Here is a 16,040-nt window from a genome sequence, read left to right on the forward strand (position 1 = left end):
TTCATTATTGTGCTTAAAATAGGTATCACCGGTGGCATTGGGTCAGGTAAATCCATTGTCTGCCAGATGTTCGAAATCCTCGGGGTTCCGGTTTATTATGCCGACGAGCGCGCCAAATGGTTGACCAATCATGATTTGCAACTGCGCAAAGAAATAAAGGAATTGCTGGGGAGGCAGGCGTATGATGCGCAGGGGAAATATAACCGCACATGGGTGGCTGCTCAGGTTTTTGATAATCCGGAATTACTGAAAATGCTCAATGCGTTGATTCATCCACGGGTATTTGCCGATACCGACCAGTGGTTTCTGCAGCATCGGCATGAGGCGTATACTCTGAGAGAAGCCGCATTAATGAATGCCGCAGGCGACAATAATGATTTTGATGCTGTAATTGTGGTTAGTGCGCCGATAGAATTAAGAATAGCGAGAACTCAAAAAAGAGACCCTCACCGGAGCCAGGAAGAAATCAGGGCCATTATAGCCCGCCAGAAAACCGAAGAACAGTTTGCCGCTGTGGCCAATTACACGATTCTGAATGATGAAAACCACCTGCTGATACCGCAGGTGCTGAAACTACACGAGACCTTGAGTAAAGGAGAATTATTTACCGAATAGCTTTTTCAGCTTATTGACAGTTCCGTTTATTTCCTTATTTGTATCCATGAGGTCGTTCACGGTCTGAATGGCGTGTATTACCGTACTGTGGTCGCGTCCGCCAAAATGATATCCAATCGATTTCAACGAAAGATTGGTCATTTCTTTGGCCAGATACATGGCTATCTGCCGTGGCAATACAATATCTCTCAGGCGGCTTTTGCCTTTCAGGTCTGGGATTCTTACCTTAAACTGCTCTGTTACCGCCTCTATGATGGTGTCAATCGTTACTTCTTTTTCAGTATCTTTTACCAGGTGGCGCAAAGTAATTTTAGCCAGGTCAACATCTATTTCTCTGCGGGTTAAAGAAGCCTGTGCTAATAATGAAATAATTACCCCTTCCAGCTCACGCACGTTGGTATCAATGCTATGCGCCAGGTATTCAATTACTTCATAGTCGAGCGAAATACCCTCGGCCTGTGCTTTTTTCTGAATAATGGCTATGCGTGTTTCAAAATCAGGTGTCTGCAAATCGGCAGTAAGGCCCCATTTAAAACGTGACAACAGACGGTCTTCTACTCCTTCCAGCTCACGTGGGGGGCGGTCGGAAGTCATCACAATCTGTTTGCCGGACTGATGCAGGTGGTTAAATATATGGAAGAAAGTTTCCTGTGTTTTTTCTTTACCCGACAGAAACTGCACGTCGTCGATAATCAGGATATCTACCTGCATATAAAAACTCATGAAGTCCTGCAGGCTGTTGTTTCTGATGGCATTGATAAACTGGCTGGTGAACTTTTCAGACGAAACATAGAGCACAAACTTATTGACAGCTCTGTTTTTCATAAAGTTACCAATTGCCTGTACCAGATGCGTTTTGCCCAGCCCTACTCCGCCATAGATCATCAGCGGATTAAAAGACGTAACCCCGGGCTTGGAAGCCACTGCAAAACCAGCCGCACGGGCCAGACGGTTACAGTCGCCCTCTACAAAATTATCGAAAGTATAATTCGGATTCAGATATGAGTCTACATTCGGCAGGTCGAGGTCTTTCATCATGAAAGGGTTCCGCACCTGATCGTTCATTTGATTATTATCTGTTCTGTTGCTTACCGGTGAGCTATGCTGTGGCATATTCACGGCAATAGGCGGCTCGTTTTTCTTCTGATTCCCACTATCTACTATAATAGAATACTCCAGCATGCCGTCTCTGCCGATGGCATAATCCAACGCTTTTCTCAACAACTGCACATAGTTTTCCTCCAGCCATTCATAAAAGAACTGGCTCGGAACCTGTATGATCAGTTTCTTACCCTCAAGTTTACCCGGAACAATCGGCTCAAACCAGGTCTTGTAACTCTGTTCTGAGATATTCTCGCGGATAATCTTCAGGCAGTTCTGCCATACTAACTCTACCTCTCGTTGTATCTTTGGTGTTTCTAAAATAGTCATAATGGCCAAATGATGGGATTCTAAGGGGGTGCAAAGATAATAAAATTAGCTTTGCAACCAAGAAGTGAATTTTGAGATTTTTGCTGGATTTTCAAAGTAAATCCAAAACATTATTTCACCAAATTTGATTTGCCTTATAAAAATACAAAATGTACCTTTACATTTGCTTTGTAAGTAAACTTTTTCACCGAAAAATGCAATTTATCAATGAGGGAAAAATTCTTTGAAGAATTTCAGGCAGCAACAAAAAAAATTTGGGAAGCGCAGGCTGTAAAAGATTTGAAAGGAAAAAGTTTCGAAGAAACGCTTGTCTGGAAAACCCCCGAAGGATTTTCTGTTCAGCCATATTATGCCGAAGAAGACCTGGCCGGTGTGCCGTTCAGAGAAATTCAGCAGGCGCAGGCCGGCAAAAAAGGTCCGAATTGGCAAAACAGGCCAATAGTGAGGTTTTCTGAAGAAAAAGAGACAAACAGGATTATAATTGATGCCCTGCAGAATGGGGCACACGCCATAACCATTGATTTCGAAGAAGCGGATATCAAGGAAGTTGACTTTACCAGATTATTGGATAAAATAAAACTGAGCGAAACCCCGGTTTATTTTAGAACCAATAATTATGAAGTGCTTCTGCCTGCCCTGAAACGGGTTGTGCCGTATCAGCCCAAAGGAGGCTTAATCTTTGATTCGTTAGGAGATTTCTTTAACGGGCGGGGTGTTGCGGATGGAACAACTTGGAAAAATGCAAAAAGCATTATTCAGGAATGTGCCGGGTATCCGTCATTTTATGCCCTCACAATCCGTTCGGAAGTATTTCATAATGCTGGGGCCAATGCCGTGCAGGAGCTGGCCTTTACACTGGCTACAGCCGTTGCTTATCTTGACAAACTAACTGACGAAGGATTACCTGCTGACCAGGTGGTGTCGAAGATGGAGTTTTCATTGGCAGTAGGTACCAATTACTTTATGGAGATAGCCAAGATACGCAGTCTGAAATATTTGTGGAGTAAGATTATTGAGGCTTACGGATGCACCGGTGCAGCTTGCCGGGTACACTGCCATACCTCTTGGTTCTATGATGCCACGCCAGATGCCCATACTAATATGCTGCGCGCCACTACCGAGGCCATGTCGGCAGTTATTGGTGGTTGCGACTCCCTCAGTATTCATGGCTATGATGCAGTCTTTAATGATGAATATAATGCCATGAGCGAGCGGATTGCCCGCAATATATCAATTCTGCTGAGTGACGAAAGTTATCTGGGCCAGACACAGGATACGGCCGCCGGTTCTTATTATCTCGAAAACCTCACTAACGATTTATCTGAAGCTGCCTGGGGTTTGTTTCTGGCCGTTGAGCAAAAAGGTGGAATATTACAGGCCTTTGAAGAAGAATTTATACAAACTGAAATCGAAAAGGCCTATCAGGAGAAAATAAGCCTGTTGCAAAACGGGAAAATTATGGTGGGGGTTAATAAATTTAAAGCGTCGGATGAAAAAACGGCTACAGCAACTCCCCAACCAACTATTGATAAACACTTTTTGGCCAAAAGAAGAATTTCTTCCGTTTTTGAATGAAAATACTCTTAGCACCCGATAAATTCAGAGGCTCGCTTGATGCACAACAGGTTTGCCAGGCCATGGCGGAAGGTATCAGCATGGTATCTGCTGACATTGAGGTCGCCAGCCTGCCCATGGCTGATGGGGGAGAAGGTACGCTCGACCTGCTGCTGTGGTATGCAGGCGGACAAAAGAAAACAGCACAAGTGCAAGACCCGCTGGGCAGGATTATTGATGCTGAGTATGGTATTTCGGCCGACGGCAAAACCGCTTTTATAGAAATGGCAACGGCCTCGGGTCTGAATCTGCTGAAACCCGAAGAGCGAAATCCGCTGCTTACAAGTACTTACGGCACCGGCGAGTTAATCAGAATTGTGACAGAAGCCGGAGTGCATGAGGTTATGCTAGGTATAGGCGGCAGTGCCACTACCGATGCCGGCATAGGCATGGCCAAGGCTTTAGGTTGGGAGTTTCTGGATGAGGCAGGGCATGAAGTAGAAGCAATAGGAGGGAATCTGTCTGCTATAAAAAAGATTGTTCCTTCATCGCTCACTTCACGTTTACCGGCATTCAGGATTGCGTGCGATGTCACCAACCCTCTTTATGGCCCCAACGGTGCGGCTTATGTTTATGGCCCACAAAAAGGAGCTGATGCCAACGCCGTAGCAATACTAGACAAGGGCTTGCAGGATTTTGCGGGTATCACCGGTTTGTCGGGTGATGTATTGAATAGTCCCGGTTTTGGAGCGGCAGGCGGGCTGGGTTTCGGCGCGGCCTTTTTTCTGAATGCTACACTTCATGAAGGTGTAAAACTGCTGATGGATTTTTGTGATTTCGACCAACACCTGAATGGGGTTGACCTGATTATTACGGGTGAAGGGAAAATTGATAGCCAGACACTACAGGGAAAACTGATTAAAGGAATTACAAGCAAAGCGGGACAAATTCCTGTGGCCGCAATTTGCGGCACATTGGATGCCACCCCCCGGCAAATGAAAGAGATAGGTATCAGCTATGCTGCTTCTGTTCTCAACCGCCCTCAAACGTTAAACGAAGCCTTGCAGTCAGGTTACGAAGGGGTAAGAGATGCTACTTATTATCTGGTGAATATGTGGTACAAAAAATAGTGTTTTTTTATTTCTGATATGGTTCGCAGTGAATAGGGGCTTTACGGATTCCGGTTGTCTTATCAATAATTAAACCAGGAAATAAATGAGCGCTAAAAGCAAACAAACAGTATTGTTTTCCCCCTTCCTTATCATTGCTATCAATTTTGTAGTTGCCTATGTAGCCGGCCGGTTAATTGGTAAATGGGCTTTTATTCCCATTATTTTAATCGAATGGCTTTTGTTTGCTTTCTTTATTCTGAAATACGGGAAAAAAGAATCGGTTCGCCAATGGTTAAAACCTGCTGCCGGTGGTATGGGATGGATAGTCGCCGTGTTGTTGGTGGGACTGATTCCGCTACCAATTTTTCTGAAATACAATCATTTACTGACGGATTGGGAAATCTGGCTACCGTGGATACTCCTTGCCATTGTTAATCCCTGGTTGGAAGAGTTCTACTGGAGAGGGCTCCTGTCTGACTTTACAAAAGGATGGAATACCACCGTATCCATCATTTTTACCAGTCTTGTATTTTCAGTCAATCATGCGGTTTTTGGGGTAAACTCCGAGCTCTTCAGAGGGTTTGAAGTGCTGGTATCTACCTTTGTGATGGGTATCGTTTGGGCCATAACCTATAAGAAAACCAATAGCCTGCGATGGGTGATTTTCTCTCACTTTCTGGTCGATTTCTTAAACTTATCTGCTCCTTCTTTTTTAGATATGTATGAACCCGGCTGGTGATATTTCTCCAGATTGTATCATGCCCGGATACCCTCTCAGCAGCGCATTTCGGCAAAGGAGTCAGACTTTCTAATGGCAACTTCACATATTTATCGCTTTGTTTGGTACAGTAAAATCTACCATAAAACTGAAACATCCCCACAGGTTTTATGTGCCCGATTCATATTTTCTGCCCGTTTGCTGAATCCTTAAACTTTAATCGTTTAATTTTGCAAAAAATGATTGTATGGAAGAGAATGATAACAACCCGAGCCCACGTACCTGGGTTAAGTTTACGCAGATTGGCCTGCAGATGATTCTGACCATCGGGCTGGGTACCTGGTTTGGTTATTGGCTCGATTCGCGTTCGGCCAATAAAACACCGGTCTGGACACTCGTCTTGTCACTTACCTCCATCGGCGTCTCTCTTTACAACGTTATCAGACAGCTTCCGAAACAATAATACTGTGGCTAACAACCCGCTATGGCTTTTATGACAAAAACTTTACTGCTCACCGGAGTATTCATAATTGTATTTTTTTTAGCTGCACCACTTGGTCTCGGTTATCTGCTGCACCAGCAAAAATGGGTAATTCTGAGCTTTTTTGTGGCCTATTCCTTTCTTTTTAACCGGATAATGGAATTAGGTTTCCGCGAAAAACGTAAAAACTTTATCCAGTTTTATCTCGCAACAGTTGCTTTACGTCTACTTCTGAGCATTATTTTCATCGGCATTGAATTATATGCAGGTTTGCAGCAGCAGGAACTGTTCGTTGCCAACTTTTTTGCATTATATTTATTTTATACAGTCTTTGAGATTTGGAATTTAAATAGTAACTTGCGCCAAAATTCAGAAAAGTGATTATCCCGAAACGTTGATTGACCGAATCATTTAAAAATTATGTTGCGTTCACTAACAAATAAAGCCTTACTAATAGCCTCATTATCAGTCTTTTCTCTTACTTTTTCATTTGCCCAGGAAGCGCACGACAGCCATCACGAAGCAAAGGAAAGTGCTACACATGAGGAAGAGAATTTCGACATCGGTAAGATGATCATGCACCACATTTCCGATTCTCATGAGTGGGAATTTTCGCATGGGGCTATCATTCCGCTTCCGGTTATTCTTTATAGCGAAGACAGAGGCGTTGAAGTATTCTCATCTGCCCGTTTCAAAGAAGGAAACGGTATCTACAACGATTATAAAAACGAACACGAACATATACACAGAGTAAAAGCTGACGGCTCAATTGATGAGGCTGTTCACGTATGGGACTTATCTATTACCAAAAACGTGGCATCGCTTATTCTGAGCGCCGTTATTCTTATTGTGTTGATGTCGACCGTTGCCAAAAGCTTTAACACTAACCGTGGCAAAGCGCCTAAAGGTATACAGGCGTTTATTGAACCGGTTATCTTTTTCATCAGAGACGAAGTAGTGAAACCGAATATCGGCCCTAAATATGGTAAATACCTGCCGTATCTGCTTACTTTGTTTTTCTTTGTATTAATCAACAACCTTTTGGGGCTGTTGCCGGGTGGTGCCAACGTAACAGGTAATATTGCCATTACCCTGATTCTGGCCCTTATTACTTTTATTATTACGCATATCAATGCCAACAAACACTACTGGTTGCACTTAGTGAAACCTGAGGGCGTACCTGTGTTGATGTTGCCCTTAATGTGGGTGGTTGAGATTGCCGGTGTATTCATGAAACCGATGTCGTTAACGATACGTCTTTTCGCTAACATCACTGCCGGTCACATTATTATCCTGAGTTTGCTGGGTCTTATCTTTATATTCAAGAGCTTTGCAGTAGGTGGCGTGGTAACCATCTTTACGTTGTTCATGAATGCCATTGAGTTACTGGTAGCATTCCTGCAGGCGTTTATCTTTACCTTGTTGTCGTCAATGTATATTGGCAGTGCCATTGAAGAACATCATGAGGCTGACCACGGTCATTGATAACCTGAGTTTGTATTTATTTTTTTACTAATATATAAATTGTTAAATCATGTCTTTATTACAAGTTCTTTTACAAGCAGGTGCTGATGCAACCCGCGGTTTTGCAGTAATGGGCGCAGCAATTGGTGCTGGTCTTGCAGCAATTGGTGCTGGTGTTGGTCTTGGTCGTATCGGTGGTAGCGCACTTGAGGGTGTGGCTCGTCAACCAGAAGCGGCTAACAAAATCCAGACTATGATGATCATCATCGCTGCCCTTGTAGAAGCCGTAGCTCTTTTTGCAGCTGTAATCTGTCTTTTGATCTCTTTCAAATTAGTGTAAGAATCAAAAGTAAACGACTCTGATTAAGATCCTGTACTACTCGCATTAGGCGTTAGTACAGGATTCTATCACACATCGGCGGTCGGTATTGTAAAGCAGTTTATGGTAAATTAGTTGCTGTAAACAGCAGGCCTTTACTAGTCAAATAATAAAAATATAATTTTAAAACTGATATGGAATTACTAACCCCCAGCCCCGGATTGATTGTCTGGATGCTTTTGGTTTTTGGTATTTTAGTTTTTTTCCTTGCAAAATTTGCCTGGAAACCCATCCTGAGCGCATTGAAAGAGCGTGAAGAATCAATTGAGTCGGCTTTGAGAATGGCGGAAGAAACCCGTGCAGAAATGGCGAAATTGAAATCTGATAACGACAGAATTATTGCTGAAGCCCGTGCCGAACGCGATTTGATTATCCGTGAAGCGAAAAAGGCATCTGATAACCTATTGGCCGAAGCAAAAGAAAAAGCAGTGAGTGAAGGAGTAAAAATTATTGCTGATGCCCGTGAGGCCATCCAACAAGAAAAAGCAGCTTTAGTAGCGCAAATGAAAAAAGACGTGGCTGCTTTCTCGATCGAGATTGCCGAAAAAGTTTTGCGTAAAGAATTGACTGATAAAAAAGCACAGGAGTCGCTGGTAACAGACCTGATTTCAGAAGCTAAATTGAACTGATATCAGCGCTAGGCAGGTTCATTCTTAATTAAAATACTTACGTTTTGCAAATTTCTTGTTAAGCTTTTGCAAAATAAGTGTTACAAAATTTGTTTTTTTGGTAGAGTCGGTTGTACTTTTGTAGAAATATATGTTGCAACCGAGAATTTACTTCTATATAAAAAGAAATGGCAGATTCAATAGTTGCATATAGATACGCTAAATCGTTGTTTGATTTGGCAATAGAAAAAAAAGTTGTGGAAGATGTGAGCAAAGACATGTTCTTGTTTCAACAAATCTGCGACGAAAACAGACAGTTTGCTGTTGTGATGAACAACCCGATTGTGCGTCATGACAAAAAATTAGGAATACTGAAGAATATTTTCGAGAATCGTGTAAGCGATGTTACTTTTTCGATATTCAATGTATTAACAAAGAAGCACAGAGAGAACTTGATTTATTCAATTGCAGAAGAGTTTCAGAAACTGTATAACGAGCAAAAGGGTATTCAAAAAGCTACTGTAACCACTGTTTCTCCGTTAACCGATACGCAACGTAAAGATTTTACAGCTTTAGTAGCAAAAGCTACAGGAAAAGAAGTAATATTGGAGGAGAAAACAAACCAAGACCTGATTGGTGGGTACGTACTGAAACTGGATGACAGACAGTTTGATACTTCGATCAGAAAGAAATTAAATGATTTAAAAATAACATTAGCATAAGGAAATTTGAGAATGTTATAAAAATATTAGTTTTCATGGCTATAAAGTTGAGAAATACCCCCGAGCTTCGGGGGTTTTTTCTTTATAGACCATCTGCTATATCAATTCTGTTGAGGGGTTCCAGAAATGCTTGTCGAAATCTGTAATCTTGTCGTTGACTACCTTTATTCCCTCGTTTTCCAGCAACTCCTGCATGCGATTACCACCGAAATGCGCTTTGCCACTTAAAACCCCGTTGCGGTTCACTACTCTGTGCGCGGGCACGTCCGGCTGGTTATGGCAGGCGTTCATTGCCCAGCCTACCAGTCTTGCTCCTGATTTTGAACCGATATATGCTGCGATAGCACCATAGCTGGTTACACGGCCTTTGGGTATCATACGTACTACCTGATATATCTCATCAAAAACGTTGTCTATGGAGGGTTTCATTTGGTGGTTGAGTGAGCGTTGGTTTAATATTTTACTGTTTTTCCCAATCTGACGATTCCCCGAATGAATTCGGGGGCTACAATAACATAGGATTTGATTTTAGTTAAGACCGACTTAAGTCGGTCGAAATAGACATTAATATTCCTTTGTTCTGATAGCCGGTGAATTCATTCGCCGAATCAGATAAAGTGAAATTATCATGAAAAATTGTAAGCTTTGTGAGTATAGTAACAATCGGTTTGCATGCAGTGAACTGAAAGTTCACGCCACAATTAAACAATTCGACAATCGCGCGGCGAACCGTCTGCATTCGAAAATCGACAATAAAAAATCATTTTTCTTCCCGCTCTTTTATTTCTTTATCGAGTGTGTTGTACCATGCTTCACCGTAATTTCTTATCAATGGTTCTTTCAGGAACTGATAGACCGGCACGCCGAGTTTATCGCCTAGTTCACAGGCATCGCTGCAGATAGTCCAGCGGTCGTAGTTCACGGCGTGGAAGTCTTCGTATTTAGTAATACGGATGGGGTATAAATGGCAGGAGATGGGTTTTTTCCAGGATATCTTCCCATCTATATAGGCTTGTTCAATTCCGCACTTCAGAATGCCTCTGTCGTCATAAATGGCATAGGCACATTCGCGGTCATCGATGGTTGGCGTAGAGAAGTCGCCCTCCCAGTCTTTAATGTATTTTCCCTGTGTTTCAATAGCCTTAATTCCTTCGGCAGAAAGGTAGGGTTTCACGGCGTCATAGACTTCTTCCAGTATCGGCAATTCAGATTCTTCCAATGGGGCACCCAGGTCGCCTTCTACGCAGCAGGCGCCTTTGCATTTTTCCAGATTGCAGACAAAGAACTTCTCTGCAACGTCATCACTGATACAAGTGTTTTCGATTAAAATCATTGTCTATTTTAAATAATACCCCATTTTGCCAAAGGCCGGGTCGGCATGCTTCATTGTAAAAAGCCCCTCTGCCGGTAAGAAAAGGCAGAGGGGACTAGTTTATAAGGCTAAGTTCAATTACTCTTCTGAGGCTCAGTAAAAGTAAATGCTGAACTGTATGACTATTCGGTTTAAAACTCCCGGTCAGACTATATTTTTCTGATAACAAGTTTCTGCCCTATTCTAACGCTGCGATCGCGCATATTGTTCCATTCCTGAATTTGTTTCATGGTTACATCATAGCGTCTTGAAATACTGAACAGGGTTTCGCCTCTCACTACTTTGTGTGACTTAGCCAGCGATTCGCTGCGTTTCTCTTCTTTGGCGGTGTTTGCTTTCGCCACGTTTTCTTTGGCCGGTTCTTCTTTCACAGTGTTATCGGTGTCGCCCTGATACCCAACAAGTAGCCTCTGGCCTGTTTTTACCCTTTCTTTAGTCGAGAAATTATTCCAGTCGGCCAGTTCTCTTACGGTTACATCATATTTACGGGCAATGCTGTAGAGGTTTTGTCCTGGAGCAACTTTGTGAAACACCTTTTTAGGCGCTGCATTGGTTTTAACTACTTTTTTGACTTCCGTTTCGGCAGGTTCGTTATTAACGACAGAAACGACCGGTTTATTAACAGATTTAGAAGGATTGACAGATATTGAATATTCTGTTTCGTCTTCAATCTTAATTACGGGGATATTGTCGCCGTCGTCAGATGCTCCACTGTTTTGTGTAGCGATAGCGGTTGTTTTCGACTCCTTTAGCGGCTGTGGCTGCGTTTGTGGCTGTGCCGGTCTTTTTGTAGATCGTTCAATCACCACTGTTTCTGATGGCAACTGCTCTCTTACTCTTTCAGGCTCCACAGTTTTTGCAGGTTTCTCTTCTGTCTTTGCGATAACTTCCGGCTTTTGGGTAGCCTTCTGCTCGTATTTTTCCATAAGAGGCAATTTCTGCTGCGGAACAACAACCTCGGGCTTGCGTTGGTCCGTATTAAGTTTCAGAGCCAGGTCTTTAGGCCTTTTATGCTGCAAATACACCAGTTGGCCTTCCGCAATATCAGCAGAGGCCTTCATCCGGTTGAATTTCAACAAAGACTTTAATTTAACCCCAAAAGACTGTGAGATGCTCCACATCGACTCGCCAGACTTCACCTCAAACTCACGTACGGGACCTTTACTGTATTTTCTTTGCAGATAATACACTTTCCCTGTCTCTACCACGTCGGCGTCGCTCATGTCGTTGTACATCAGGAAGTCTTTTATTTTCAGCTTACCTGCTTTTGCCAAAGAGGCTACGTTGTCGCCCGATTTAGCAAGAATACCTTTCATTTCATTTATTTCATAGAAAACGGCCTCGTCGTCTTTGCTTGTCTTTTTGGTTACACGTACTAAAACGGGGTATCCCATGTGATTGGTTTCCTCTTTTGCGGGGCGTTCTTCTTTAACTGCCGTTAGTGCCGGTGTTGAAGAAGCACCGGTGGCAGTTAAAGTGCTTTGCCCGATTGCCTTTATCTGTACCAGGTCTATTTTGTTGGCAGGCACAAACAGGGCTACCGAGTAATTGTCAGGAATGGTACTTACCTGCAACCACGAGTTATGTCTTTTCAACTCGATAAGATCAATTTCAAAAACGGAAGCAATCTCTGCCAGCGTTTTACCTTTTCCTTTGGTGTATTCAAAGAAGGTCCAGTCGTTTTGTTTCATGCGGTTCACGCGATACTCAAAAGCAAGGCGTGCCGCAACGGTTTTAATCAAATAGCGATCAGTACGACCTGTGAATGCTACCGACGATGCGTTTGTCCATTCGGCCGGTACAATTTTACTGATACCGCCGGCTCCGAGCAAATAGGAGTAGAGCGCCGATATCCAGTTTTTGTAAATCTGATTGTTCCGTTTCAGGTATTTGGCTGCTGCCCGGGTTGAGGCATAGATATTCTTTCTTTCGTCAATGTTGCTATCAACGCGTAAGCCAAATTCCTGAGCGGTGGGGGCTTTCATTTGCCAGAAACCAACCGCATTTGAGCTGGAAACGGCATCGGGCAACAGCGAACTTTCTACTACTGCCAGATATTTGAAGTCGTCGGGTACTTTTTCCTCAGCAAGAATACGTTCTATAACCGGGAAGTACCACTGAATACGCTGGAGTTTATCCTGAACATATCTGTTTTCGGGTATCAGCAAAGCCGATACTTCTTTCAGAACGAGTTCCTGGGCATCTGAATCCAGATTGACGGTTAGACCCGCAAAAGTCACTTTTTTGGGTACTTGTGGCAAGCTGGCCTGCTGTGCAAGCGCCATCTGAAAACCTGCCACAAAAAACGAAAGCACGAAGAGTTTTTTCATGAGCTAACAAATTATTAGTAAAAGCACAACTTTTAAACACGTTTAGATTCTGTTCTCCTGGCCCCTCGCGGAAGCGCAGAAGATGGGCAATTCTGAATCTTTTCAGATAAGAAAATGATTCGCTTACTTTTATTTATAAAGTACAGCAAAATACTCGCAGCAGTTTGTTCCCGATGTGGGAGTGTTGATAAGATCGATTCTATTAAAATTCAAGCACTTATTTCTTTCTCAGCACCATCAGCCCGTCACGGATGGGCAACAGGATATTTTCTACGCGGTTATCCTGCTGAATCATCTCATTGAAAGCTCTGATAGCCAGCGTGTCTTTGTCTTTAGAAGTCGGGTTGCTTACTTTCCCGCTCCACAAAACATTGTCGGCAATGATATAGCCTCCTGCACGCACTTTATCGAAAACCAGCTCATAATAAAGATGATAATTCAGCTTATCGGCATCGATAAAAACCAGATCTATCGGTTCGGTAATATCGGGGATTATTTCCGCCGCATTACCAACCCTGAAATCTATTTTATCATTTAATGAAGACTGCTGAAAGAAACCTCTTACGAAATCCTCCAGTTCTTCGTTCACGTCAATAGTAATGATTTTTCCGCTTTCTGTCAGGCCTTCAGCAAGGCACAGGGCCGAATACCCCGTATAAGTACCGATTTCAAGAATAAGCCCTGGTTGGATCATGTGCGACAACATAGCAAGAAAACGCCCTTGCAGATGACCGGAAAGCATACGCGATTGCAACACTCTGGCATGCGTTTCACGGTTAAGTTTGCTCAGTAAGTCGTTTTCAGGTGTGGTGTGATCCAGGCAATATTTGTCAATATCAGAAGGAATAAATTCCATCAGGAAAGCATTTTTATACAAAAATAGAACAAATTTCAAAAAAACGAATAAGAAAGGGGCTTTTTTTGCCCCTGTGTTTTTTTTGCAGCTATTTTTTTTCTCTGTTTTATAGTTTATTGCTCTTGCTCCGGAGGCTGAAATCGGCCAGAACAAGCGCTGCCATGGCCTCTACGATAGGTACGGCTCTGGGTAATACGCAAGGGTCATGCCGCCCTTTGCCCGACACCACCACTTTTTCTCCGGTGTCGTCCACACTGTCCTGATCCTGCATAATAGTAGCTACAGGCTTGAATGCTACCCTGAAGTAGATGTCTTCGCCGTTGGAGATGCCTCCCTGTATACCACCCGAATGATTGGTACGGGTGTGTACTTTTCCGTCGTCACCTACATAAAACTCGTCGTTGTGTTGTGAACCATACAACTCTATGCCATTAAAACCGCTGCCATATTCAAAACCTTTTACGGCATTGATACCCAACATGGCTTTGCCCAGCTCGGCATGCAGTTTATCGAACACGGGCTCTCCCCAGCCCACAGGCACGCCTTTAATAATACCGGTGATAATACCACCGATTGAGTCACCCTTCTTGCGGGTTTCGTCAATGAAATCGAACATCTGCTGTGCTATGGCTTCATCGGGGCAGCGCACGGCGTTATCGTCTGTTTTGCTCAGGTCAAGCTCCCAGTACTCTTTATCTAATTTGATTTTTCCGACCTGCGACACATACGCCTGAACGGTAATCTGCTGTGCAGACAGCAACATTTTGGCCAGCGCACCTGCGGCTACCCGTGCGGCTGTTTCACGGGCAGAACTACGCCCGCCACCGCGGTAGTCGCGCACGCCGTATTTGGCAGTATAAGTATAGTCGGCATGTGACGGCCTGAACTGATGTGCTATATGGCTGTAATCTTTAGAGCGTTGATCTTCATTAAAAATAACCATAGCAATGGGAGTACCCGTAGTTTTGCCTTCAAAAATACCTGATAGTACCTGAAACTCGTCGGCTTCCTTACGCTGGGTTGTAATACGCGACTGCCCGGGTTTGCGGCGGTCAAGTTCATGCTGAATGTATTGTTCATCAAAATCTATTCCGGCGGGGCATCCGTCAACTACTACACCAATCGCCTTGCCGTGCGATTCTCCGAATGTTGAAATCTTAAAAATTGTTCCGTACGTACTACTCATGAGAGAAACCTGGGTTATGCTATGCTTCTAAACACCGGCAAAATTAAGATAAAATGTTGGTCTATGAATATATATTTTGAGTTTTGATAAGAGGCAATAAGAAACCTCAATACCCGAATTTCTCTTTCCAGCGGTTGATGGGTTTTTCTATCAGATACCATGACAAGGTGGCTACACCAATGGTAACGGCATACAGAAAAATGAATCTGAGCGGTAAATTATGGGCTAAGAAGGGGAGTTTGTTCAGCACCCTTATGGTTGGGTGCAGCGGCCCTGAATGATAGTAATTATAAATGAAATTATGATAGATGTAGATACCGTAGCTGATGCGCCCGAGGTAAACCGCCATTTTGCTTTCGAGTATGGTTTTAGCGATGCCCCCAAAATTGTAAGCGGCATTGCCGACCAGAAAAAGAGAGAGGAGGGATTCGAACAAGCGCAGAAAAACGATGGTTACGATGTTCTGCCCTTCAGAAATGGTTCGGCTTAGTATAAGTATGCCGATGTACATCAGAAGACTTAGCAACAGCCATATCTTGTTGGTGATGAATGCTTTTACCTTTTCGTTTTTCTGATAGAAAAAATAGGCCAGTAAACCACCCATGCCGAATGCATCGAGGCAGGTAGGCATGAGTACGTATGAGGCCATCCAAGCCACCCCTTGTTTGTATAGTACAAACCTGAGCAATACTGACAGGCCAATGAAACCAAACAGAACTTTGACCAGATAGCGCGATGGAATAAAAAAGATAACGAAGGGGAAAAACAAATAGAATTGCTCTTCAACCGCCAGCGACCACAGGTGATCAATGACACCTAACCATGATTGATAGACGGCTATGTAAATATTAGTTGAATAGGTAAGGCACCAGATGATTTTATCACGTACGGGCGCCACATTCAATACATAGAGTATAAATATGGTCAGGTAATAAACCGGGAAAATACGGATGGTACGGCGGATGTAGAATTGTTTCAGCGAGAAGCCATGCGAACGGTCGAGGGCCTCGTCTTTGTCTTTGGCATTGAGCAAAATGCGGGTAATCAGAAAACCGCTCAGCACGAAAAACACACAAACACCCAGAAAACCAAGGGGGATATTCAGTTTTTCGTCAGACCAGTGATCTATTAGCACCAATGATACTGCTATGAAACGAATACCGTCAAGCTGTTTTAAATAGGAAGTGTTTTGTGCCGACATCAGAAATTGAA

17 protein-coding genes are annotated in these 16,040 nt (G+C 43.3%); 10 read left to right on the forward strand and 7 right to left on the reverse strand.

The features are described from left to right. The first annotated feature begins 9 nt into the window (after window positions 1-9). Window positions 10-615: a dephospho-CoA kinase gene (gene coaE / locus AC1RRY_RS17580; RefSeq protein WP_492822200.1), complete on the forward strand. Its 606-nt coding sequence runs from the start codon at window positions 10-12 to the stop codon at window positions 613-615. Here the strand turns inward: coaE and dnaA are convergent. Next, a complete protein-coding gene (gene dnaA / locus AC1RRY_RS17585) occupies window positions 601-2,046 on the reverse strand; it encodes a chromosomal replication initiator protein DnaA (protein WP_492822198.1) in 1,446 nt (481 codons plus the stop codon). The two genes, coaE and dnaA, sit on opposite strands and share 15 nt — an antisense overlap. A 207-nt stretch (window positions 2,047-2,253) precedes the next feature. On the opposite strand from dnaA, the gene AC1RRY_RS17590 reads away from it, so the two are divergent. From AC1RRY_RS17590 to atpH, 9 genes are all read left to right on the forward strand, one after another. After that, window positions 2,254-3,621 carry a methylmalonyl-CoA mutase family protein gene (locus tag AC1RRY_RS17590; protein ID WP_492822196.1) on the forward strand — a complete coding sequence of 456 codons (1,368 nt, stop codon included), beginning with the start codon at window positions 2,254-2,256 and terminating at the stop codon, window positions 3,619-3,621. Then, the gene (locus tag AC1RRY_RS17595; RefSeq protein WP_492822194.1) at window positions 3,618-4,730 is read left to right on the forward strand and encodes a glycerate kinase; all 1,113 of its coding nucleotides are present in this window, start codon (window positions 3,618-3,620) and stop codon (window positions 4,728-4,730) included. Before AC1RRY_RS17590 ends, AC1RRY_RS17595 begins: the two co-directional genes overlap by 4 nt. Window positions 4,731-4,815: 85 nt before the next feature. After that, window positions 4,816-5,451, forward strand: coding sequence for a CPBP family intramembrane glutamic endopeptidase (locus AC1RRY_RS17600; RefSeq protein ID WP_492822192.1), 636 nt, complete (start codon window positions 4,816-4,818; stop codon window positions 5,449-5,451). A gap of 226 nt (window positions 5,452-5,677) precedes the next feature. Next, window positions 5,678-5,893, forward strand: a complete 216-nt coding sequence (locus AC1RRY_RS17605) for an AtpZ/AtpI family protein (RefSeq protein ID WP_492822190.1) — start codon at window positions 5,678-5,680, stop codon at window positions 5,891-5,893. Window positions 5,894-5,923: 30 nt separating this feature from the next. Further along, window positions 5,924-6,292: a hypothetical protein gene (locus AC1RRY_RS17610; protein WP_492822188.1), complete on the forward strand. Its 369-nt coding sequence runs from the start codon at window positions 5,924-5,926 to the stop codon at window positions 6,290-6,292. Window positions 6,293-6,331: 39 nt separating this feature from the next. Then, window positions 6,332-7,396 (forward strand): F0F1 ATP synthase subunit A, encoded by a 1,065-nt coding sequence (atpB, locus tag AC1RRY_RS17615; protein ID WP_492822186.1) that lies wholly within the window; start codon window positions 6,332-6,334, stop codon window positions 7,394-7,396. Between the two features lie 49 nt (window positions 7,397-7,445). Next, entirely contained in the window at window positions 7,446-7,715 is a 270-nt protein-coding gene (gene atpE, locus AC1RRY_RS17620) for a F0F1 ATP synthase subunit C (protein WP_116980791.1), read from the forward strand. A 173-nt stretch (window positions 7,716-7,888) separates the two neighbouring features. After that, window positions 7,889-8,383, forward strand: a complete 495-nt coding sequence (gene atpF / locus AC1RRY_RS17625) for a F0F1 ATP synthase subunit B (protein ID WP_492822184.1) — start codon at window positions 7,889-7,891, stop codon at window positions 8,381-8,383. 167 nt (window positions 8,384-8,550) lie between these two features. Continuing rightward, the gene (atpH, locus tag AC1RRY_RS17630) at window positions 8,551-9,084 is read left to right on the forward strand and encodes an ATP synthase F1 subunit delta (protein WP_492822182.1); all 534 of its coding nucleotides are present in this window, start codon (window positions 8,551-8,553) and stop codon (window positions 9,082-9,084) included. 96 nt (window positions 9,085-9,180) lie between these two features. On the opposite strand, the gene AC1RRY_RS17635 is transcribed toward atpH, so the two are convergent. The 6 genes from AC1RRY_RS17635 to AC1RRY_RS17660 all read right to left on the reverse strand — a co-directional run bounded on the left by AC1RRY_RS17635 (window position 9,181) and on the right by AC1RRY_RS17660 (window position 16,029). Then, entirely contained in the window at window positions 9,181-9,513 is a 333-nt protein-coding gene (locus tag AC1RRY_RS17635) for an MGMT family protein (protein ID WP_492822180.1), read from the reverse strand. A 331-nt stretch (window positions 9,514-9,844) separates the two neighbouring features. Continuing rightward, window positions 9,845-10,417, reverse strand: a complete 573-nt coding sequence (locus AC1RRY_RS17640; RefSeq protein WP_492822178.1) for a DUF3109 family protein — start codon at window positions 10,415-10,417, stop codon at window positions 9,845-9,847. Window positions 10,418-10,605: 188 nt separating this feature from the next. Beyond that, window positions 10,606-12,786 carry a LysM peptidoglycan-binding domain-containing protein gene (locus AC1RRY_RS17645; protein ID WP_492822176.1) on the reverse strand — a complete coding sequence of 727 codons (2,181 nt, stop codon included), beginning with the start codon at window positions 12,784-12,786 and terminating at the stop codon, window positions 10,606-10,608. A 217-nt stretch (window positions 12,787-13,003) separates the two neighbouring features. Continuing rightward, a complete protein-coding gene (locus AC1RRY_RS17650; RefSeq protein WP_492822174.1) occupies window positions 13,004-13,642 on the reverse strand; it encodes an O-methyltransferase in 639 nt (212 codons plus the stop codon). A 106-nt stretch (window positions 13,643-13,748) separates the two neighbouring features. After that, window positions 13,749-14,828, reverse strand: coding sequence for a chorismate synthase (gene aroC, locus AC1RRY_RS17655; RefSeq protein ID WP_492822172.1), 1,080 nt, complete (start codon window positions 14,826-14,828; stop codon window positions 13,749-13,751). Between the two features lie 106 nt (window positions 14,829-14,934). Then, window positions 14,935-16,029, reverse strand: coding sequence for an acyltransferase family protein (locus tag AC1RRY_RS17660; RefSeq protein ID WP_492822170.1), 1,095 nt, complete (start codon window positions 16,027-16,029; stop codon window positions 14,935-14,937). Between the last annotated feature and the right edge of the window lie 11 nt (window positions 16,030-16,040).

It is taken from the genome of Emticicia sp. GW821-FHT11C11 (assembly GCF_058808615.1).